Below are 20,581 nucleotides of genomic sequence, written 5' to 3'. Positions count from 1 at the left end.
CCCGCCCGACGGCCACTACTTCGCGAAAGGGATGTCCCGGGGGATGAGCAGCGCTACGAGCACTCGGCGCGGACGCCGCGCACCGCAGCAACCGGGGGGTCCGGACGGCAGACGTACGCCTGCCGCGCCCGCTGCTCCCTCCGCCGCCTCGCCGCGCACGCTGCCCCGTCCGGGCGGCCTCGGTCCGGTCCGTCTGCAGCAGCTGATCCTGGTGGAGTTGGCCGCGGCCGTCATGGTCGCCGCCTGGGCCGTGGGGACGTCCTGGCTGCTGGCCCCGGCCGGTGCCGTGGCGGCTCTGCTGCTGCTCCTCGCCGTGCTGCGCCGCGGCCGCCGTCCCCTGCCGGAGTGGTGGGAGACGACGCGCGCGCTGCGGCAGCGCCGGCGCGACGCCAAACTGCCCGTGCCGCCGGGGACGGACGCGATGCTGGCGCCGGTCGTGGAGTGCGACCCGGCCCTGCGGACGTACTCGTTCGTCTCCCGTGACGACCGCTCGATCGGGATGATCGGCGACGGCACGTTCCTGACGGCCGTCCTCTTCGTGCAGCCCGGCGACCAGCCGCTGCGGCCCGGTGCGGCCGAACGGCAGCTGCCGTTGAAGCTCATCCAGGACGCCCTGGAGGTCGACGGGATCCGGCTCGCCTCCGTGCAGATCGTGCAGCACACCCAGCCGGCCCCCGCGCCGCACCTCCCGCCGCAGTCGCTCGCCGCGCGCTCGTACGGCCCCCTGCAGGCGCAGGCCGGTTCGCCCGCGCTGCGGCTCACCTGGGTCGCCCTCAAGCTCGACCCGGAGCTGTGCCCGGAGGCGGTCAAGGCGCGCGGGGACGGCGTCCCGGGCGCGCAGCGCGCCCTGCTGCGGGTGGCGGACCAGCTGTCGAGCCGGCTGGCCGGTGCCGGCTTCAAGGCGACGATCCTCGACGAGACCGAACTGGTGCAGGCGCTCGCGACGTCGAGCTGCCTCAACCCGCGCGCCAACCAGCAGCACGCCCAGGACGGCCGCACCCAGCGCCGTACGGTCGAGGCGGTGCGCACTTGGCGGGTCGACGACCGCTGGCACACGACGTACTGGGTGTCCCGCTGGCCGCAGTTGGGCGCCGGCGGGGTGGCGCTGCCCGAGCTGGTGACGCGCTTCACGTCGCTGCCGGTGCTGGCCACGACGTTCAGCATGACCCTGAGCAAGGCCGGCAACCGAGGTGTCGCGCTCGCCGGGCACATCCGCGTCACCGCGCGCGGCGACGACGAACTCGGCCAGGTGGGCAGGGAGTTGGAGCGGACCGCGAGCACCGCGAAGGTCGGTCTGGTCCGCCTCGACCGGGAGCAGGTCCCCGGGGCCCTCGCCACTCTGCCGCTCGGAGGTACGTACTGATGTCCCAGCCCGCTCCGACCATGCCCCCGGGCCAGCAGGGCCGGGCCCCCGGCCGCACCCCGGCCCATGTGGCCTCCCCCACCGACACCGGCATGATCCCGATCATCCGGCAGCCCGAGCCGGCTCAGCGGCAACGGCGCATCTTCAGCCCTGGGTTCGGGCTGCGCGGCCCGCGCCGCAACCGTCATGTCGTGACCGTCGACGAGCTCGCGGCGATCAGCATGCCGATCGGTGACGACGGCGTCCTCATCGGCACCGACCCGGAGTCGCAGCCGGCGGTGCTCGGCCTGTCCCGTCCCACGCCCTTCGACGTCGTACTCGTGGGCGGTCTGTGGCTGGCGCAGGTGCTGGCGCTGCGGGCCGCGGCGACCGGCGCGCGGGTGGGCGTCGAGACCGGCCGTCCGCAGGCGTGGCAGCAGTTGGCCCAGGCGGCCGGCGGCGGTCAGCAGTGTGTGACGGTGTATCCGGTGGGACGGGTGCCCGCGCAGGGCCCGTCGGTGTCCAGCCCGGTGGTGCTGATCCGGGACTGCGGTATCCGTCCGCCGCGCGGGCGGGTGACGTCGGTGCCGTGGCAGGCCGTGGTGACGGTCCTGCCGTTCGTCAGCGAGCACGCGCCGCGGTGGCTGTCGCAGGCCCATCTGGTCGGCATCCAGCGCATCTCGCCGTACGAGACCGAGGCCGTGAAGGACACTCTGGGCATTCCGGAGGAACACCTTCAGCATCTGCCGACGCTGCACGACGGCGTCGCGCTGTGGTGTACGCGCAAGCACCAGAAGTTCGTGATGACCGAGGCCACGGATGCGGAGACGGGGCTGCTCGGTGTGGCCCGCCGGATGGACTGAGCCGTCGTTGGCGCCGGGCACGGGGTGAACGGGGCGGTCGGCGGGGGGCGTTGAGCCCGAGGGTCGGCCGACCGTGTCGTCCGGGTCCGGCCGTCACGTCCGGCGGGATCGGCGGTCGGGTCCTCTCGGCGGCCGGTGATCGTGTCCCTCCGGGGGCCGGTGGCCGTCTTCCACCGGCTCGGCGGTCGGGTCCCTCCGGGCTCGGAAAACCCTTCCGTCCACGGAGTCCGGGCTATAGCGTCCGCGCACATGGGGCCTTTTCCGTCCCGCCAAGCGAGTGATTAGGCTTCTGGTGGTGCGGTGACGATCGCAGTCGCGTGGGACTCGCCACTCGGTCCGCCCGGCCGCGACGACGACACGCTCAGCAGCAGTGGCTGACCAGGAGGCAAGCAGTGAACAGGGATCGGTCCGAGTACAACGGCGGGAGCCCTTCCTCGGACGGGGACGATCACGAGGTGGATCTCACGGGCGAGTTCGAAATCGTCTACACACCTCCCGCCTGGTATGCCCAGAGCACGCAGGGTGGCTCCTCGCCGAGCGGTCAGCCGGAACCCCCGGCACCGCCACCGCCGACCGGCACGCCCATCGGTACGCCCACGGGTCCGCCCGGCGTTCCGGCCGGCCCGGGCCCCGCACCGGCCCAGGGCGCTCCGGCCGCGCCGCAGCAGGGGCAGACCGCGGGTGGCTACGGATTCCCCCAGCAGCAGTCCGGCCCGGGCGCCGCTCCGGCGTCCGGCGGCTACGGCTACCCCCAGCAGCCCGGCGCGCCCGCACCCCAGCAGAGCCAGGACACCTCCGGCGGATTCGGCACGCCTCAGCCGAACACCCCCGGCAGTTACGGCTACCCCCAGCAGCCCGGCACGCCCGCACCCCAGCAGAGCCAGGACACCTCCGGCGGACTCGGCACGCCTCAGCCGAACACCCCCGGCGGCTACGGCTACCCCCAGCAGCCCGGCACGCCCGCACCCCAGCAGAGCCAGGACACCTCCGGCGGATTCGGCACGCCTCAGCCGAACACCCCCGGCGGCTACGGCTACCCCCAGCAGCCCGGCCAGCAGTCGCAGCCCCAGCAGGCCACGCCCGCACCGGCCGCACCGGTAGCACCGCCTGCCGCGCCGGTAGCTCCGCCTGCCGCACCAGCCGCTCCCCCGGCCGCGGCCTCCGCTCCTCCGGCCGCCCCCGGCTTCCCGGTGCTGCGCCCGGTCGACGAGAGCGCCCAGGCACCGGCGGCGCCCGCGCCCGCCGCCCCGGAACCGCCCGCCCCCGTTCCCCCGGTGGCCGAGCAGCCGGAGGCGGAGCGCCCCGAGCCCGAGTCCGAGTTCAACCACGCCGCTGCCGACGCCGAGGCCGCCCGCCTGTTCGGCGGTGACGACGACGAGCCGGAGCCGGAGCAGAACACCGAGCCGGAGGCCGACGCCACGCCCCAGGCCGACGCCCCGCGGCCGGAGTCCGCCGCTCAGCAGGAGCCCGCCACACAGCCCGAGGCCGACGCGCAGCCCGCGCCCCCGGAGGCGGCCCCCGAGCCGGAGGCTCGGCCCGCCACGCCCGAACAGCCGCAGGCTCAGGCGCCGATGCCCCCGCACGCCCAGCCCGGCGCCCCCGCACAGCCGCCCGCAGCCCCGGGTGAGCAGCCGCACGCGCAGCCCATCGGACAGCAGCAGCCCACCGGGCAGCAGCAGCCCGGCCAGCCGCTCCCGCCGCTCCCCCAGGGCTTCGTGCCCGCGCACCCGCAGCAGCAGGGAGCACCGCAGCAGGGCGTCCCGCAGCCGCCGGCCCAGGGCGCTCCGCCGGTGCCCGGTTACGGCTACCCGCAGCAGCCCGGCCAGCCCCAGCCCCAGCAGCCCCCGGCACAGGGCGGCTTCGGCCCGGCCCAGCCGCAGCCCGGCCAGCCCGCTCAGCCCGTCGACCCGCGCCAGGCGGCCCCCCAGCCCGCACCAGCAGGCCAGCCGGGCCAGCCCCAGCCGTACGGCTACCCCCAGCAGCCGGGCCAGCCCCAGCCGCACCCCCAGCAGGCCCCGCAGCACCCCGCCCAGCCCCAGCCCCAGCCCTACGGCTACCCGCAGCAGCCGGGCCAGCCCGGCCAACCGCAGCCGCAGCCCGGCTACGGCTACCCGCAGCAACAGCCGGGCTACGGCTACCCCCAACAGCCCGGCCAGCCCCAGCCGCAACAGCCGCAGCACCCCCAGCAGCCGGACGCGCAACAACCCCCGGCCCAGCCGCAGACGCCCGCCGCCTACGGCAGCCAGGGCGGCTGGTCGGCGCCCCCCGGTCCGCAGGCCGGCCCGGGTGCTCCGCAGCAGCAGCAAGCCGCGCCCGGCACCCCCCTCGGCTACAACGCCGCCGTGGAGCTGTCGTCCGACCGTCTGCTGCGCAACCAGCCGAAGGCCCGCAAGAACAACCAGGGCCCGTCCCGCTTCAAGCTCGGCGCGAAGAAGGAGCAGGCGGAACGGGAGCGCAAGCTCGGTCTGATCCGTACGCCGGTGATGTCCTGCTACCGGATCGCGGTCATCAGCCTCAAGGGCGGTGTCGGCAAGACCACGACGACCATGTCGCTGGGTGCCACGCTGGCCACCGAGCGGCAGGACAAGATCCTGGCGATCGACGCCAACCCGGACGCCGGCACGCTCGGCCGCCGGGTGCGCCGCGAGACGGGCGCCACGATCCGTGACCTGGTGCAGGCGATCCCGCAGCTCAACAGCTACATGGACATCCGCCGCTTCACCTCGCAGGCGCCCTCCGGTCTGGAGATCATCGCCAACGACGTGGACCCGGCGGTCTCCACCACGTTCAACGACCAGGACTACCGCAGCGCCCTGGACGTGCTGGGCCGCCAGTACCCGATCATCCTCACGGACTCGGGAACCGGTCTGCTCTACAGCGCCATGCGCGGGGTGCTGGACCTCGCCGACCAGCTGATCATCATCTCCACCCCGTCGGTGGACGGTGCGAGCAGCGCCTCGACGACGCTGGACTGGCTGTCGGCGAACGGCTTCGCGGACCTCGTGCAGCGGTCGGTCACCGTGATCTCCGGAGTCCGTGAGACCGGCAAGATGATCAAGGTGGACGACATCGTCGCCCACTTCGAGACCCGTTGCCGCGGTGTCGTCGTGATCCCCTTCGACGAGCACCTCTCCGCCGGTGCCGAGGTGGACCTCGACATGATGCGCCCGAAGACGCGTGAGGCGTACTTCGACCTCGCCGCCCTGATCGCGGAGGACATCGCGCGGACCCAGCAGGGCTTCGGCAACCCGCACATGCAGTACCAGCAGCATCCGCAGCAGCAGGGGTATCCGCCGCAGCAGCCCCAGCAGCCGTACGCCCAGCCCGGTGGTGCCCCGCCGCCCGGGCAGGGCTGGCAGCAGGCTCCGCAGCAGCCCGCGCCGGGCCAGGAGTGGCAGCAGCAGGCGCCTCCGCCGCCGCAGGAACCGCAGCAGGGGCAGCAGGGGCAGCAGGGGCAGCAGCCGGGCGTCGTCCCGCCCGGCTGGACCCAGCAGTAGCGGGACGCGCGAACGGCGGAGGGCCGGCACCTGTACGGTGCCGGCCCTCCGCCGTCGTAAAAGGAAATGCGGGTCAGGCCGGGTCGCCGGCCTCCGCGATCAGCTCACGGCAGCGCTGCACGTCCCGGGCCATGGCCTCCAGGAGCGCGTCCAGCGAGTCGAACTTCTCCTGGCCGCGCACATAGGCGAGGAAGTCCACCGCCACATGCAGCCCGTACAGGTCGAGTCCGACGCGGTCGATGGCGTACGCCTCCACCGTGCGCTCGGTGCCGTCGAACTGCGGGTTGGTGCCGACCGAGACGGCGGCCGGCATGACCTCGCCCTGGGCGTGCAGCCAGCCGGCGTAGACGCCGTCGGCGGGGACGGCGGTGTGCGGCAGGGTCTCCACGTTGGCGGTGGGGAAGCCGAGTTCACGGCCGCGCTGCGCGCCGCGCACGACGACGCCCTCCACGCGGTGCGGGCGTCCCAGGATCTCGGCGGCGCCCTCGACGTCGCCCTCGGCGACCAGGCGGCGGGTCAGGGTCGAGGAGAACGGCTCGCCGCCGCCCGCCTCACCGCTCACATACAGGTCGACGACCTCGACCTCGTAGTCGTAGATCTTGCCCTGCTCCGCGAGGAACTCGACATTCCCTGCGGCGCGGTGGCCGAAGCGGAAGTTGGGGCCCTCGACGACCGCCTTGGCGTGCAGCTTGTCGACGAGGACCTTGACGACGAACTCGGCCGGCGACAGCTTCGAGAACTCGGTCGTGAACGGCAGGATGAGCACCGCGTCCACGCCCAGCTCGGCCATCAGCTCGGCGCGCCGGTGGTGCGGGGCGAGCAGGGGCGGGTGGCTGCCGGGGCGGACGACCTCGCTGGGGTGCGGGTCGAAGGTGACGACGACGGCCGGGACGCCCAGCTCGCGGGCCCGGTCCACGGCATGCCGAATGATCAGCTGGTGCCCGCGGTGGACTCCGTCGTAGGAACCGATGGTGACGACGCTGCGCCCCCAGTCCTGGGGGATGTCCTCCAAGCCACGCCAGCGCTGCACTGTGCCTGCTCCTTGTCGCAAACTCGTCGAACCGGTGTCCGTCATTGCCCAAACGGTCTTACGCAGGTCTAAGGGTGCCATGCCGACGGCTCCCTGCCCGCATCGGCATGGGCGCTGTGACGGGGTGCACGCGCCGGTGCCCCGTTCAGACGGGGACCCGGACGCCTGCCAGGTTCTCGATCATGCGGCGGGTGCTGGGGCCGACGACGGCCGCCCAGTCCCGCGGAGTGTCGATGAGCCAGCCGGCGACCCGCGCGGCGAAGCCGGGGACGTCCCGGGCGAGGTCGACGAGACCCCGGTCGAAGCGGGCGGCGCCGTCGGGGGTGCGGACGAGCAGCAGCCCGGTGTGATGGACGAGGTCGCGCAGGTCGTCGTCCGGTGCGCCGCCGGTCCGGCGTACGGCGGCGTGCAGCAGGGCGTCCAGCACGGGCGGCGCCTGCTCGTGGGTGAGCAGGAAGTCGAGCAGCTCCCGGCGCAGTCCGCGGGAGACGGGGGTGCCGGGGGTGGCGAGCACGGTCGCGAGGGCGGCCCGCACCTGTTCGGGGCCGCCGTCGAGGAGGCTGGTGACGAGCGGGAAGAGGACGGCTCGGGCTCCGGGCCCCTGGTCGAGGCACCGGTCGACATAGGCGGCGACGTCGGCGGCGGTCTCCGGGTGCCGGGCCACCGCCTCCCGGACGAGACCGGCGACACGGCGGGCGAGGGCGGGTGTGGTGACGTCGGCGAGGGTGCGCAGCACGGCGCCCGTGCCGGGCCGCTCCAGCCGGGCGCGGAAGGCGTCGAGGACCGGTTCGGGGTGGGTGGCGAGCGCGGCGACGAGGGCGCTGGGCGGGAACTGCGGGTCGGCGGCCGTGAAGTGCGCGAGGGCCTGCGGGAGATGGCGGGCGCGGGTGACGGGGTCGCGGACGAGGAGGGCGAGGGCGCCGCCGTGCAGGGCACTGTCGGCGGGGCGGGCGAGCAGCGCGAGGGCGGCGTAGCGCAGGAGTTCGCGGTCGGCCTCGGTGTGGACGTGGGGTGCGGCGCGCAGCCCGTGGGCGAGGGCGGCGACGCGCCGGGCGGGCCGTTCGTCGTGGGCCCAGCGGTCCACGGCCCGGCAGACGGCGGACGGCTCCTCCTCGGCGAGGGCGGCGAGCAGTTCGTCGGCGCGGGGGTGGGCGCTGGCGACGAGGGTCTCGGTGAGGTCGTCGAGGGCGCGGTGCCGGTGGGTGTGGAGCAGTGCCTGGGCGGCGAGGGCGACGGTGGCGTGCGGGGTGGCGGGCAGCGGCCGGTCGTCGTCGAACCAGCGGGTGAGCCGGGGCTGTACGGCGGTGGGGTCGTCGGCGAGGAGACGGGCGACGGCGTCCAGGTAGCGGGGCGGCCGGGGTGCCTCGGAGTCGTCGACCGGGCCGTCGGCGGGGACGAGGCGGCGCAGCAGGTCGAGGCGCTCGGCGCCGGGGAGCGGCAGCGCGGTCCAGAAGCCGGGGCCGAGGTCGGCGGGCGCGGGGTGCCCCTGCCGCCGCCAGGCGACGATCCGGTCGGCGGTCAGCCGCAGGACGTCCAGGTAGGGCGTGGCGTCGGGGACCCGCAGCAGGGTCTCGGTGAGCAGCCGGGCCGCCCACCAGTCGGTCCGGTCGGTGTCGAGCGCGTCGGACAGCTCGGTCAGCCGGTCGGCGAGGCGTTCGGTGCCGTGGAGCCGTGGGAGGAGCAGCAGGGCTTGGAGGACGGGGCCGACGCGGTCGTGCGGAACAAAAGGGGCGGGCCGGTCCATGATCCCGCTGGAACAAGGGCGGAGGAGGGCGCGCAGAGCCTCGTCGAGGTCGAGGTGGAGGCCCTGCAGCCAGTCGGCCAGTTCCTCGTGGGCGAAGCGGTAGCCGTCGCCGGCGGGGACGAGGAGTCCTTCGGTGAGGACGGCGCGGGCCCAGCCGGTGGCGCCGCCGAGCCAGACGGGTGCCTGGCCCCAGGGGAACACGGCCTCGAAGGTGGGCCGGTCGAGTTCTCCCTGTCCGCTGCCGAGGCTGCGCCGGGCGGCCTCGTGGACCTGGCCGGCGACGCGGGCGGCGAGCCGGCGGACGGCGGTGCCGCGCAGGTCGTTCTCGGCGGCGAGGCGGACGGCGACGCGCAGGCACATCAGGTCGAGGTGGGCGGAGAGGACGTCGTGACGGTCGGCCCGGTGGGGTGCGGGCGCCCCGGGCCGGGCGGCGCACACGTCGGCGAGGAGGCGGAGGGTCAGGGGGTGTCGGGCGTCGGCGTCGGTGAGGGCGTCGTCCGGGATGCCGTGGCGGGCGCGGGCCTGCCGGGCCTCCTCCGGGGTGAGGTCGCCGAGGCGGAGGCACGGCGGCACGGTCCGGTGAGGCTGACCGTCGTGACCGTCGGGCGCGTGCAGCAGGTCCGCGGGGAATCCGGCGCCGGCCGTCTCCCAGAACTCGGTCCGGCAGGCCACCACCAGCCGGGCGCCGTGGTCCCGCAGCCACCGCGCGGTGGCGCCGGTCCACTCGGCGAGGCGGTCCGCGGCGCCGGGCGGCATCTCCTCGGGGCCGTCGAGCAGGAGCAGCAGGGGGCGGCCCATGGCACGGGCGAGCCGGGCCGGCAGCTCCGGGGTGAGGTCACGGGCGGGCTCGTCGGGGCCGGACGCGGCGACGATGCGCGCGGCCCGGTCCAGCGCCCGGTGGGCGGCGTCGGCGACGGAGGTGTCGTCGCCGCGCAGGTCGGCGCCGCGCAGCCACAGCGTGGGAGCGGGCTCGGGTCCTTGGCTGCGCCGCGCGGCGAGCCCCGCGAGTTCCGTCGTACGGCCGCTGCCGGGTGGCCCGACCAGGCCGAGCACCGCGGCGGGGCCGGCGAGGAAGGCGTCGAACGCTGCGGTCACGGCGGCCCGGGGCACGGGCGCGGGGCCGGACCCGGCGGGCGGAGCGTCCTGGGCGACGGAGGTGGCGGTCAGCTCCAGCACCCCGGCGAGGTTCAGGTCGGCGCCGTGAGCGGGCACCGTCGCGGCGTTGTCGGCGAGCAGGGTGGCCAGCGGTCCGTCCTGGGCGGGCCGCAGGGGTGCGGCGAGCACGGCGTCGCTGTGGGCGGACTGCAGGGCGGTGCCGAGGACGCCGAGGACGGCGCCGGTCGCGGCGTCGAGCACGGGTCCCCCGGCGGCGCCTCCGCCCAGCCGCAGCGCGTCCCGGCCCGCGGTGCCGATGGCGAGCTCCAGGACGCCGTCGAGGCCGTGGCAGCGGTCGGTCGCCGTGTAGGTGGCGGGCGTGGCGTCGAGTACCCGGGCCTGCCGCCAGCCGCCGGCCGGGATGTCTACGTAGGTGCCGGTCTCGCAGGCGTCCCGCACGGTCACCGGCAGCGGGTCGACGCCCAGTCCCTCGGTGCGGACGAGGGCCAGGCCCCGCTCGGGCAGCGGGGTCACCGCCTCGGCGCTCACCACACAGCTGCGGCTGCCCCCGGCGGTGTGCAGGACGAGCCGGGAGAGTCCGTCGACGACCTCGTGCGCGGTGACGACGGTGCCGTGATGGTCGGCCATGAAACCGAGGCCGCGGGGCCGCCCGGCCGCGTCGTGGACACGGACCAGGGCATCGTCACGGAGGGCAGCGGTCGGCGCATCACCATCGGGGCGCCGGGCGTGCCGGGCGCGGCCGTCGTCGTGGCGGGAGCGTCGAGCCCGATGGGACGCGGTAGCCACGCGGGGCTGCTCCGAGCCGCCGCCCGTCCCCCGCGCCCCGTCCATGTCCGCGTCCGCGTCCGCCGCCCGCGGGCCCCGTCCCGCCATCGTCGAACCTCCCCGCCCCGCACCCGCACGCTCATCCCTCGCACGCCCTGTCGCTTCGACGGTAGGCCGCGGATGATCAGTGGGACAGGTCGGATGCCGAACGCGCCCCCTTGCACACCCTCGGTTCACTCCGAGCGCCTGCCCGGACGGGTGAACAGGCGGGGGTGGGTGGATACACCCTAGGGGTGGGGGAACCGAGGGGGGACCGTGGAGCGGCGGGCAGAGGACGACCCCGTGACCGCCGCTCCACGGGCAGGCACCCGTGCCGTGCGGGCGCTCAGCCGAACACGGCGAGGCTCTTGGCCTTGCCCTTGTGCTCCTCGACCAGGGCGAGGAAGCGTCCCTCGGGGTCGAAGACCGCGACGGGCCCGGCACCGGCGTACTCGTCGGGCATGTCGAGGCGGACGCCGTTCGAGAGCAGCCGGGCGCGCCGGGCGTCGATCTCCCAGCGGCGGAAGGCCGCCGACGCGGCCTCGGCGATCGGCATGACCGTCAGCTCCTGCTGGAGCTGGTCCAGCGTCTTCGCGGCGTCCAGCTTGTACGGCCCGACGCGGGTGCGGCGCAGCGCCGTGAGGTGCCCGCCGACGCCCAGGTCGGCACCGAGGTCGCGGGCGAGGGCCCGGATGTAGGTGCCGGAGGAGCAGACGACCGAGACGACCAGGTCGAGGACGGGGGTCCCGTCGTCGGCGACGGCGTCCCGGAGGTCGTACACCGAGAAGGACGACACGGTGACCGGTCGCGCGGGGATCTCGAAGTCCTCGCCGTCGCGGGCCCGCTTGTAGGAGCGGACGCCGTCGATCTTGATGGCGCTGACCTTGGACGGCACCTGCATGATCTCGCCGGTGAGCTGGGCGATCCCGGCGTCGACGGCGTCGCGGGTGACCTTCGAGGCGTCGGTGGACCCCGTGATCTCGCCCTCGGCGTCGTCGGTGACCGTGGTCTGGCCCAGGCGGATCGTGCCCAGGTACTCCTTCTCGGTCAGGGCCAGATGACCGAGCAGCTTGGTCGCCTTCTCGACGCCGAGGACGAGCACGCCCGTGGCCATCGGGTCGAGGGTGCCGGCGTGCCCGACCCGGCGGGTGCGGGCGATGCCGCGCATCTTGGCGACCACGTCGTGCGACGTGAAGCCCGACGGCTTGTCGACGATGACAAGGCCGTCGGGCGTGGTGTTCTTCTGCGTCATTCCGCGGTGTCGCCGTCCGTCTCGTCCTCGGAGCCCGGCTTGCGGTACGGGTCCGCCTCACCGGCGTACCGGGCGCCCGCGGACGCCTCACGGACCTTCTCGTCGGACTGGCGCGCCTTGTCGAGGAGGTCCTCGATGGTCTTGGCGGTGTCCGGCAGGGCGTCGGCGACGAAGGTGAGGGTCGGGGTGAACTTCACCCCGGCGGCCCGGCCGACCTCGGACCGCAGGACGCCCTTGGCGCTCTCCAGCCCGGCCGCGGCGGCCGCCCGCTCCTCGTCGTCGCCGTACACCGTGTAGAAGACGGTCGCCTCCCGCAGGTCACCCGTGACGCGGGTGTCCGTGATGGTGACGTGCGAGCCGAGCCGCGGGTCCTTGATCCCGCGTTGCAGCTTCTGGGCCACCACCTCTCGGATGAGGTCCGCCAGCCTCTTGGCACGCGCGTTGTCGGCCACTGGTCCGTCTCCTTAAGTGCTTACGTCGTGCTTCAGTCTTCGTCGCTGTGGAGCCTGCGTCGAACCGAGAGCAGTTCCACCTCGGGCCGTCCGGCGACCAGCCGCTCGCAGCGGTCCAGTACGCCGGTGAGGTATCCCATGTCCCCGGATACCACCGCGAGGCCGATCTCGGCCCGGCGGTGGAGGTTCTGGTGGTCCGTCTCGGCCACGCTCACCGCGTACTTGCGCTGGAGCTCGGCCACGATGGGACGGACGAGGGAGCGTTTCTCCTTGAGCGAGTGGACGTCGCCGAGGAGCAGGTCGAAGGACAGAGTCCCCACATACATGTGTGTGTCCGGATGTCCCGCCGGTTCGGGGTACGGGCGCCAGGCTCGGCGCCGATACGGGAACCGTACACGCAACGGCCGGGGCCGATCGACGGAGTTTCCCTTCCGGGAACTCCCGCCGACCGGCCCCGATCGCGTGCTGGGATCAGACGCGCGGCTTCTCGCGCATCTCGTACGTCGCGATGACGTCGTCGACCTTGATGTCGTTGAAGTTGCCGAGGTTGATACCGCCCTCGAACCCTTCGCGGATCTCGGTGACGTCGTCCTTGAAGCGACGCAGGCCCTCGATGTTGAGGTTCTCCGCGACCACCTTGCCGTCGCGGATGAGGCGCGCCTTGGTGTTGCGCTTGACCTCGCCCGAGCGGATGAGGACACCGGCGATGTTGCCCAGCTTGGACGACTTGAAGACCTCGCGGATCTCCGCCGTGCCGAGCTCGACCTCTTCGTACTCCGGCTTGAGCATGCCCTTGAGGGCCGCCTCGATCTCCTCGATCGCCTGGTAGATGACCGAGTAGTACCGGACGTCCACGCCCTCGCGCTCCGCCATCTGCTGCGCACGGCCGGCTGCCCGGACGTTGAAGCCGATGACGATGGCGTCGGAGCCCATGGCCAGGTCGATGTCGGACTCCGTGACCGCACCGACGCCGCGGTGCAGGACGCGGATGTCGACCTCTTCGCCGACGTCCAGCTGGAGCAGCGAGGACTCGAGGGCCTCGACCGATCCGGACGCGTCACCCTTGATGATCAGGTTCAGCTGCTGGACCTCGCCGGCCTTGAGCACCTTGTCCAGGTCCTCGAGCGAGACACGGCGCGTGCGCTTCGCGAAGGCCGCGTTGCGCTCACGGGCGGCGCGCTTCTCCGCGATCTGGCGGGCCGTACGGTCCTCCTCGACCACGAGGAAGTTGTCACCGGCGCCCGGGACGTTGGTGAGGCCGAGGACCTGCACCGGCGTCGAGGGACCGGCCTCGGCGACGTTGTTGCCGTTGTCGTCGAGCATGGCGCGCACCCGGCCGTAGGCGTCGCCCACGACCATCGTGTCGCCGACCCGCAGCGTGCCGCGCTGGACGAGGACCGTCGCCACGGCACCGCGGCCGCGGTCGAGACGGGACTCGATCGAGATGCCCTGCGCGTCCTGGTTCGGGTTGGCCCGCAGGTCGAGCGAGGCGTCGGCCGTGAGGATCACGGCCTCCAGCAGGGAGTCGATGTGCAGACCCTGCTTGGCGGAGATGTCGACGAACATGGTGTCGCCGCCGTACTCCTCGGCCACCAGCCCGTACTCGGTGAGCTGACCGCGCACCTTGGTCGGGTCGGCGCCCTCGACGTCGATCTTGTTGACCGCGACGACGATCGGGACCTCGGCCGCCTTGGCGTGGTTGAGCGCCTCGACCGTCTGCGGCATGACGCCGTCGTTGGCCGCGACGACCAGGATCGCGATGTCGGTCGACTTCGCACCACGGGCACGCATGGCGGTGAACGCCTCGTGACCCGGGGTGTCGATGAAGGTGATCTTGCGCTCTTCGTCGTTGACCTCGGTCGCCACCTGGTAGGCACCGATGTGCTGGGTGATGCCGCCGGCCTCGCCCGCGATGACGTTCGTCTTGCGGATGGCGTCGAGGAGGCGGGTCTTGCCGTGGTCGACGTGACCCATGACGGTGACGACCGGCGGACGGACCACCAGGTCCTCCTCGTCGCCCTCGTCCTCGCCGAACTCGATGTCGAAGGACTCGAGGAGCTCGCGGTCCTCCTCCTCCGGGCTGACGATCTGAACGGTGTAGTTCATCTCGTCCGCGAGGAGCTGGAGCGTCTCGTCGGAGACGGACTGGGTCGCGGTGACCATCTCGCCGAGGTTCATCATGACCGCGACGAGCGACGCCGGGTTGGCGTTGATCTTCTCCGCGAAGTCGGTGAGCGAAGCACCGCGCGACAGGCGAATGGACTCGCCGTTGCCGCGAGGCAGCATCACGCCGCCGACCGACGGGGCCTGCATGGCCTCGTACTCCTGGCGCCTCTGACGCTTCGACTTGCGGCCACGACGCGCGGGACCGCCGGGACGACCGAAGGCACCCTGCGTGCCACCACGGCCACCGGGACCGCCGGGACGACCGCCGAAGCCGGGACGGCCACCGCCGCCACCGGGACCACCGGGACGACCGGCGAAACCGCCGCCACCGCCACCGGGACCGCCCGGACGACCGGCGAAACCGCCGCCACCGCCACCGGGACGGCCGGCGAAGCCGCCGCCACCCGGACGACCGCCGCCGCCACCGGGACGACCGCCGCCACCGGGGCCACGGCCACCGGGACCGCCGCCACCGGGACGCGGGCCCGCTGCGGGACGCTGCGGCATCATGCCCGGGTTCGGACGCGGGCCACCGGGACGGGGACCGCCGCCCTGCGGACGGGGCATGCCGCCCGGCGTGGGACGCGCACCGCCCGGAGCCTGCGGACGGGGACCGCCCGCGGCGCCCTGGGGACGGGGACCGCCCTGGCCCTGGCCCTGCGGACGCGGAGCGCCGCCGGGAGCGCCGGGGCCACCCGGACGCGGGGCACCGCCGGGACGGGGCGTCTGCGGACGCGCCATACCGGTGGAGCCGCCGGAGGTGAAGGGGTTGTTGCCCGGACGGGGACCGGCCGGACGGGCGCCGGGACGCGGCGCCTGGCCACCCGGACGCGGCGCGCCGGTGCGCTCACCGCGGCCCTGGCCGCCCTGCTGGCCACTCGGACGGGGAGCACCCGGACGCGGGGCCTGACCACCCGGACGCGGGGCGCCCGGACGCGTGCCGGAACCCTGGCCCTGGGAGGCCGCCGGAGCGGCGGGCGCCGACGGGGGCGCCGTGAACTCGGGCGTGGTCGGAGCCGGGGACGCCGGGGCGGGCCGCGGCGCGGGCTTCGGGCCCGGGGTCGGACGGGGGCCGGAAGAGGCCGGCGCGGCGGGAGCCGCGGGCTTCTCGGCGGCCGGCTTCGGGGCCGGCGGGCGCGGGGCTGCCGGACGGGCGGCCTGCGCGGGAGAGGGGGCGCCCGGCTTCGCCGGGGCAGCCTTACGGGCGGAGGCGGGCTTGCCGCCACCGTTGCCCTGCTGGAGGGCGTCCGTCAGTTTGCGGACTACGGGCGCTTCGATGGTCGAAGACGCCGAACGGACGAATTCACCGAGTTCTTGGAGCTTGGCCATGACGACCTTGCTCTCAACCCCGAACTCCTTGGCGAGTTCGTATACCCGGACCTTAGCCACTTCGCTCCTTTTAGGTCCGGGTTGCGGCCGGACCGTCGCTACTTCATGGGCGTACTCATCGCGTACTCATCGAGTGCTCATCGCAATCTCGACCTACTTCCGACTCGCGAGGTACCTGGGCCGCACGGGGTTCCGCGCGACGCTTCTTACGGTGTTGCCTGCTCGACAACTGTTGTCTGCTCGACGTAACGGCGCAACGCCTTTGTGTCGAGCGCTCCCGGGGCACGCAACGCCCTCGTGAACGCCCGGCGGCGTACCGCCTGGTCGAGACAGATCAGGGCGGGGTGTACATACGCACCCCGGCCGGGCAGCGTACCGCGAGGATCGGGGACGCACTCGTCCTCGATCGCCACGATCCGCAGCAGATCAGCCTTGGCCGCTCGCTCCCGGCACCCCACACAGGTGCGCTCAGGGCATGCGCGGACGCGTGTCCGGCCAGACACAGCTAAGTCTACCTCCCCGTACCGACCTCACCCCTTTGGGGCAGGATTCGAACAGTTGCCGGGCGATAACCTGACGTGATCTGAGCGACCTGAGGTCTGGATCTATTCCCCGGCCTGCTCGGTGTCCGGCCGGATGTCGATGCGCCAGCCGGTGAGCCGGGCCGCGAGCCGGGCGTTCTGCCCTTCCTTGCCGATCGCCAGCGACAGCTGGTAGTCCGGCACGGTCACCCGGGCCGACCTGGTCGCCATGTCCACGACCTCCACCTTGGAGACACGGGCCGGGGACAGCGCGTTCGCCACCATCTCGGCCGGGTCGTCCGACCAGTCGACGATGTCGATCTTCTCACCGTTGAGCTCGCCCATGACATTGCGCACCCGGCCGCCCATGGGGCCGATGCAGGCGCCCTTGGCGTTCAGGCCGCTGCGGGTGGAGCGCACGGCGATCTTGGTGCGGTGACCGGCCTCGCGGGCGATGGCGGCGATCTCGACGGACCCGTCGGCGATCTCCGGCACCTCCAGCGCGAAGAGCTTCTTCACCAGGTTCGGGTGGGTGCGCGACAGGGTCACGGAGGGCCCGCGGACACCCTTGGCGACCCGCACGACGTACGACCGCAGCCGCATGCCGTGCGGGTAGGTCTCCCCGGGGACCTGCTCCTGCACCGGCAGGATGGCCTCCAGCTTGCCGATGTCCACCAGGACGTTCTTCGGGTCGCGGCCCTGCTGGACCACGCCGGTGACGATGTCGCCCTCGCGGCCGGCGTACTCACCGAGCGTCGCGTCGTCCTCGGCGTCGCGCAGCCGCTGCAGGATGACCTGCTTGGCGGTGGTGGCGGCGATACGGCCGAAGCCGGACGGGGTGTCGTCGAACTCGCGGGCCTCCTGGCCCTCCTCGAGGTCCTCGGGGTCCTCCTTCGCCCACACGGTCACATGCCCGGTCTCCCGGTTGAGCTCCACGCGCGCGTGTCGGCGGCTTCCCTCGGTGCGGTGGTAGGCGATGAGGAGGGCCGACTCGATCGCCTCGACCAGCAGGTCGAAGGAGATCTCCTTCTCCCGAACCAAGCCCCGCAGGGCACTCATGTCGATGTCCACGGCTACGCCTCCTCTTCCTTCTTGTCCTTGCGGTTGAACTCGACCTGCACGCGCGCCTTCTCGATCTCCGGGAACGCGAGCCGGCGGCTGGTCGCCTTGCGGCCCTTCACGCCGGGCACCTCGAGGTCGAGACCGTCGTCGTCGACCTTGAGGATGCGGGCCACCAGCTCGCCGCCCTCGGTCAGCTCGAACTTGACCAGCCGGTCGACGGCGCGCACGTAGTGGCGGTGCTCCTTGAGGAGGCGTTCCGCGCCCGGGGTGCCGACCTCGAGGGTGTACTCGCCCTCACCCATCGCGTCCGTCTCGTCCAGCTTCGCCGAGAGCGCGCGGCTCACATCGGCGATCCGGTCCAGGTCGGCGCCGGTGTCGGAGTCGACGACGACGCGCAGCACACGCTTGCGTCCGACCGAGTCCACTTCGATCTCTTCGAGGTCCAGTCCCTGGGAGCTGACGAGGGGTTCCAGGAGTGCTCGCAGCCTCTCGCTCTGGGTGGTGCTCATCCGGGTGACTCCTCGGCCGCGTGTGCTGTTGTGGGATGGGGCGCGTGTCAGGTCAAAGGGTATCCGGTCGCAGGGTGTGTTGCCGTCCACCTGTGGGTGACCGGTGCCGGTGAGTGGCGCGTTCGCCTGGCGCGGGTACGGTGATCACGGGCACGCGGCCCGCTGACCGGGCAGCCGCCGTCGCAAGTGCTTTCGTACGAACTCCCCTGAGGAAGTCGCCCGTGCCGTACCCCCCGCCCCCGCGCGCCCTCCCGGGGCCGCGCAGAAGAACCCTGCTCGCCTCGGCCGCGGGCGCCGCGCTGCTGGCGGGCTGCTCCGCCGGTCCCGCCGACCCGGACGGCGGTACGGGCGGCAGTCCGTCGCTCGCCGAGCGGGCACGCGCGCGTGCGGCCCGGGACAGCGAGGACCTGGTCGCCCGGTACGACGCCGTCCTCGCCGCCCATCCGGCGGTGGAGCGGCTGGTGGCCCCCCTGCGGGCGGAGGCGGTACGGCACGCGGAGGCGTTCGGCGGGGGCGCGTCCGGCCCGTCGTCCTCCCCGTCGGCCACCCCGCCCCCCTCCGCCTCCGCGTCACCGTCCGCCTCGGTGCGGGCGGTTCCCGCGGACCAGCGGGACGCGCTCACCGAACTCGCCGCCGCCGAACGGACGCTCGCCGACGAACGGGCGAAGGCGCTGCCGGGTCTGCCGGGTGAACTGGCACGGCTGCTCGCGTCGGTGGCGGCCGCCGGGGCCGCGCACGCGTTCCTGCTGACGGAGGGTGCCAGGTGAGCGACACCGACAAGGCGGGCAAGGCCGGCAAGGAGACGGTGACGGCGCTTCAGGCGGCCCTGGCCGCTGAGCACGCCGCCGTCTACGGGTACGGCGTGGTCGGCGGGCGGATCGGCGAGGACCGGCGCTCCGACGCGCGGGCCGCGTACGACGCCCACCGCGCGCGGCGGGACGCGCTGGCGCGCGAGGTGCGCGACCTGGGCGCCGACCCGGTCGCCGCGAGCGCCGGGTACGCGCTGCCGTTCCCGGTGACGGACCGGGCGACGGCGGTGCTGTTCGCCGCCGAGCTGGAGAGCCGGCTGGCCGGTGTCTACGCGGATCTGGTGCGGGCGGCCCGGGGCGCGCTGCGCGGTACGGCCGCCGAGGCGCTGCGGGAGGCGGCGGTGCGGGCGGTGCGCTGGCGGGGCGAGAGCGTAGCCTTCCCTGGGCTCGCCGAGCGGGCGGACACGTCCTCCGCGCCGGCGGCGCCCCCCGCGTGACGCGGGCCGCAGGGACACCGACGGGCAGGACGGAAGGGGACGACTCGCGCATGGCTTTCGAACCGCCGCAGCGTCTGGTGAGGGCGCTCGGTGAGACGGCGCCGGACGGTGACGCCTGGCTGGAGAGGCTGCCGCAGGCGACCCGGGAGGCCGTCGAACAGCGCGAGTTGACCGTGGAGCGGGTGCAGCTGCCGGGCGGGCGCAGCAGTCTGGTGGTGCTGGTCCGGCGGGCCGACGACACCCCGGCCGTGCTGAAGCTGGCGCCGCCGCGCGCACGCCCGGAGAGTGAGCGGGCCGCGCTCGCGCACTGGGGCGGCACGGGTGCCGTCCAACTGCTCGAGCCGTTCGTGACGGAGGGCGTGCTGCTCCTTGAGCGGCTGCGCCCGGACCGGTCGGTGCGGTCGCTGCCGGAGGCGAAGGCGCTGCTGGAGGCGGCGGGGACGCTGCGCCGGCTGTGGGTGGAGCCCCCGGAGGGGCATCCCTTCGAGACGGTGGCGGAGCGGACGGAACGCCAGGCCGAGGCGATGCGCGCGACCGCGTCCCGGCACGCCGACGTGAGCGCGCTGGTCGACGCCGCGCTCGCGGCCCGCGACGAACTGCTGGCGGCGCCTCCGGAACGGCAGCTGCTGCACGGCACGTTCCGGCAGAGCAAGGTCCTCGCCGGGGAGCGCATGCCATGGCTGGCCGTGGGGCCGGACCCGGTGGTCGGCGAGTGCGCGTTCGATCTGGCGCGGCTGGTGCGGGACCGGGTGGAGGATCTGATCGCCTCGCCGTCGGGGGCCTCGACGACCCGCCGCCGGGTCAAGCGCCTCGCGGAGTCCCTGGAGGTCGACCAGGAACGGCTGCGCGGCTGGACCCTGTTCCGCGCGGTGGAGTCGGGCGTACGGGCCCTGCGGGTCGGACGCCCCCAGGACGCCGAACTGCTCCTGGAGTTCGCGAGCTGGCTGTAGGCCGAGCCGCGCCCCCCTGCGGGGAGCTCTCGCAGGGGGGCGCGGTGGGTCCGGCCGACGTGCCTCCCGAGCCTGCCGGCCGGAGTCCGGCGGGTGTGTCAGCGGTCGTCGGGGGCCGTCGTGAACAGCATGCCCTCCATGGCCAGCAGCCGGGTGTGCCGCCGCAGATGGGCCGCCTGGTCCCAGCGCGTACGGCCGTACGGTCCCGAGCCGTGGCGCGCGTACGGGATGTGCGCGAACTGCCCCAGGTCGGCCGGGTGCAACGGCCATGACAGCTGGCGCCCGCCGGCCTCGATGCGCAGCTGGTGGATGCCGTCCGCGCCCCGGACGAGGACGGCGCTCGCCGGGTGCAGCGCTGCCAGCCAGGCGAGGAGCTGGGCGCGCTCGAGCCGTACCCGGGTCAGGTCCCGCTCGTAGGAGTCGGCGTACCGCTGCCAGCGGTCGCGCTCCTGCCGGCACAGCTCCAGCTCCCGGTCGCTCCCCTTCCGGGGCCGGTCGCCCACCCGGAGACCCCGCCACAGCGCGGCGGCCGCCCGGCGCAGGCGTCCCGGTGGCCGGGGGTCGCCGGGCGCGGGTCCCTCGGGCGGCGGGGACGAGGGGGACGTGGGCATGGGGGACTCCGTGGCGGTGGGCGGACGGCGCGCGGCCGGACCGCCGGGCACCGCGGCGCGGCACGCGGACAGGGGCGGGCGGCGGCG

The 20,581-nt window shown here is 74.2% G+C and carries 16 protein-coding genes; 6 read left to right on the top strand and 10 right to left on the bottom strand.

The window, feature by feature from the left end:
* The first annotated feature begins 43 nt into the window (after positions 1 to 43).
* The 3 genes from eccE (at position 44) to DC008_RS25635 (ending at position 5,702) form a co-directional block, all read left to right on the top strand.
* Positions 44 to 1,363, top strand: a complete 1,320-nt coding sequence (eccE, locus tag DC008_RS25645) for a type VII secretion protein EccE (RefSeq protein ID WP_199835447.1) — start codon at positions 44 to 46, stop codon at positions 1,361 to 1,363.
* On the top strand, positions 1,363 to 2,205 hold the full coding sequence (locus DC008_RS25640; RefSeq protein ID WP_055623216.1) for a hypothetical protein: 843 nt from the start codon (positions 1,363 to 1,365) through the stop codon (positions 2,203 to 2,205). Before eccE ends, DC008_RS25640 begins: the two co-directional genes overlap by 1 nt.
* Positions 2,206 to 2,522: 317 nt before the next feature.
* A complete protein-coding gene (locus DC008_RS25635) occupies positions 2,523 to 5,702 on the top strand; it encodes an SCO5717 family growth-regulating ATPase (RefSeq protein ID WP_341867300.1) in 3,180 nt (1,059 codons plus the stop codon).
* 73 nt (positions 5,703 to 5,775) lie between these two features.
* Here the strand turns inward: DC008_RS25635 and DC008_RS25630 are convergent, their stop codons facing one another.
* The 9 genes from DC008_RS25630 to rimP form a co-directional block, all read right to left on the bottom strand.
* Positions 5,776 to 6,732: a bifunctional riboflavin kinase/FAD synthetase gene (locus DC008_RS25630; RefSeq protein WP_108708961.1), complete on the bottom strand. Its 957-nt coding sequence runs from the start codon at positions 6,730 to 6,732 to the stop codon at positions 5,776 to 5,778.
* A 145-nt stretch (positions 6,733 to 6,877) separates the two neighbouring features.
* Entirely contained in the window at positions 6,878 to 10,219 is a 3,342-nt protein-coding gene (locus DC008_RS25625; RefSeq protein WP_108708960.1) for a hypothetical protein, read from the bottom strand.
* A gap of 523 nt (positions 10,220 to 10,742) precedes the next feature.
* A complete protein-coding gene (truB, locus tag DC008_RS25620) occupies positions 10,743 to 11,648 on the bottom strand; it encodes a tRNA pseudouridine(55) synthase TruB (protein ID WP_108708959.1) in 906 nt (301 codons plus the stop codon).
* Entirely contained in the window at positions 11,645 to 12,100 is a 456-nt protein-coding gene (gene rbfA, locus DC008_RS25615; protein ID WP_108708958.1) for a 30S ribosome-binding factor RbfA, read from the bottom strand. The genes truB and rbfA overlap by 4 nt, the downstream gene beginning before the upstream one ends.
* 32 nt (positions 12,101 to 12,132) lie before the next feature.
* Positions 12,133 to 12,426, bottom strand: a complete 294-nt coding sequence (locus DC008_RS25610; RefSeq protein WP_108708957.1) for a DUF503 domain-containing protein — start codon at positions 12,424 to 12,426, stop codon at positions 12,133 to 12,135.
* Positions 12,427 to 12,571: 145 nt separating this feature from the next.
* A complete protein-coding gene (infB, locus tag DC008_RS25605; RefSeq protein WP_108708956.1) occupies positions 12,572 to 15,655 on the bottom strand; it encodes a translation initiation factor IF-2 in 3,084 nt (1,027 codons plus the stop codon).
* A gap of 146 nt (positions 15,656 to 15,801) precedes the next feature.
* Complete coding sequence (locus DC008_RS25600; protein WP_108708955.1) at positions 15,802 to 16,098, bottom strand: YlxR family protein; 297 nt, start codon at positions 16,096 to 16,098, stop codon at positions 15,802 to 15,804.
* 102 nt (positions 16,099 to 16,200) lie between these two features.
* On the bottom strand, positions 16,201 to 17,187 hold the full coding sequence (gene nusA / locus DC008_RS25595; RefSeq protein ID WP_055623225.1) for a transcription termination factor NusA: 987 nt from the start codon (positions 17,185 to 17,187) through the stop codon (positions 16,201 to 16,203).
* A 2-nt stretch (positions 17,188 to 17,189) separates the two neighbouring features.
* On the bottom strand, positions 17,190 to 17,687 hold the full coding sequence (gene rimP / locus DC008_RS25590) for a ribosome maturation factor RimP (protein ID WP_108708954.1): 498 nt from the start codon (positions 17,685 to 17,687) through the stop codon (positions 17,190 to 17,192).
* Between the two features lie 221 nt (positions 17,688 to 17,908).
* Here rimP and DC008_RS25580 point away from each other — a divergent pair, with 221 nt between their 5' ends.
* Genes DC008_RS25580 through DC008_RS25570 form a run of 3 tightly spaced genes read left to right on the top strand, consistent with a single transcriptional unit; the run spans position 17,909 to position 19,883 of the window.
* Positions 17,909 to 18,454, top strand: a complete 546-nt coding sequence (locus DC008_RS25580; RefSeq protein ID WP_108708953.1) for a hypothetical protein — start codon at positions 17,909 to 17,911, stop codon at positions 18,452 to 18,454.
* On the top strand, positions 18,451 to 18,933 hold the full coding sequence (locus DC008_RS25575; RefSeq protein WP_235074449.1) for a ferritin-like domain-containing protein: 483 nt from the start codon (positions 18,451 to 18,453) through the stop codon (positions 18,931 to 18,933). Before DC008_RS25580 ends, DC008_RS25575 begins: the two co-directional genes overlap by 4 nt.
* A gap of 50 nt (positions 18,934 to 18,983) precedes the next feature.
* A complete protein-coding gene (locus tag DC008_RS25570; RefSeq protein WP_108708952.1) occupies positions 18,984 to 19,883 on the top strand; it encodes an aminoglycoside phosphotransferase family protein in 900 nt (299 codons plus the stop codon).
* Between the two features lie 98 nt (positions 19,884 to 19,981).
* On the opposite strand, the gene DC008_RS25565 is transcribed toward DC008_RS25570, so the two are convergent.
* The gene (locus tag DC008_RS25565; protein WP_108708951.1) at positions 19,982 to 20,494 is read right to left on the bottom strand and encodes a hypothetical protein; all 513 of its coding nucleotides are present in this window, start codon (positions 20,492 to 20,494) and stop codon (positions 19,982 to 19,984) included.
* Positions 20,495 to 20,581: the final 87 nt, after the last annotated feature.

The organism is Streptomyces nigra (genome assembly GCF_003074055.1).
GTDB classification, from domain to species: Bacteria; Actinomycetota; Actinomycetes; order Streptomycetales; family Streptomycetaceae; genus Streptomyces; species Streptomyces nigra.
Note: the sequence above shows the minus strand (reverse complement) of the source record. Positions and strands in the feature narration are given on the sequence as shown.

What these genes read in the sequence shown, in the direction of transcription:
- eccE (WP_199835447.1), top strand. Translation starts at nt 44, where the DNA reads ATGAGCAGCGCTACGAGCACTCGGCGCGGACGCCGCGCACCGCAGCAA.
- DC008_RS25640 (WP_055623216.1), top strand. Translation starts at nt 1,363, where the DNA reads ATGTCCCAGCCCGCTCCGACCATGCCCCCGGGCCAGCAGGGCCGGGCC.
- DC008_RS25625 (WP_108708960.1), bottom strand. Translation starts at nt 10,219, where the DNA reads ATGGCCGACCATCACGGCACCGTCGTCACCGCGCACGAGGTCGTCGAC.
- truB (WP_108708959.1), bottom strand. Translation starts at nt 11,648, where the DNA reads ATGACGCAGAAGAACACCACGCCCGACGGCCTTGTCATCGTCGACAAG.
- DC008_RS25610 (WP_108708957.1), bottom strand. Translation starts at nt 12,426, where the DNA reads ATGTATGTGGGGACTCTGTCCTTCGACCTGCTCCTCGGCGACGTCCAC.
- rimP (WP_108708954.1), bottom strand. Translation starts at nt 17,687, where the DNA reads ATGAGCACCACCCAGAGCGAGAGGCTGCGAGCACTCCTGGAACCCCTC.
- DC008_RS25570 (WP_108708952.1), top strand. Translation starts at nt 18,984, where the DNA reads ATGGCTTTCGAACCGCCGCAGCGTCTGGTGAGGGCGCTCGGTGAGACG.
- DC008_RS25565 (WP_108708951.1), bottom strand. Translation starts at nt 20,494, where the DNA reads ATGCCCACGTCCCCCTCGTCCCCGCCGCCCGAGGGACCCGCGCCCGGC.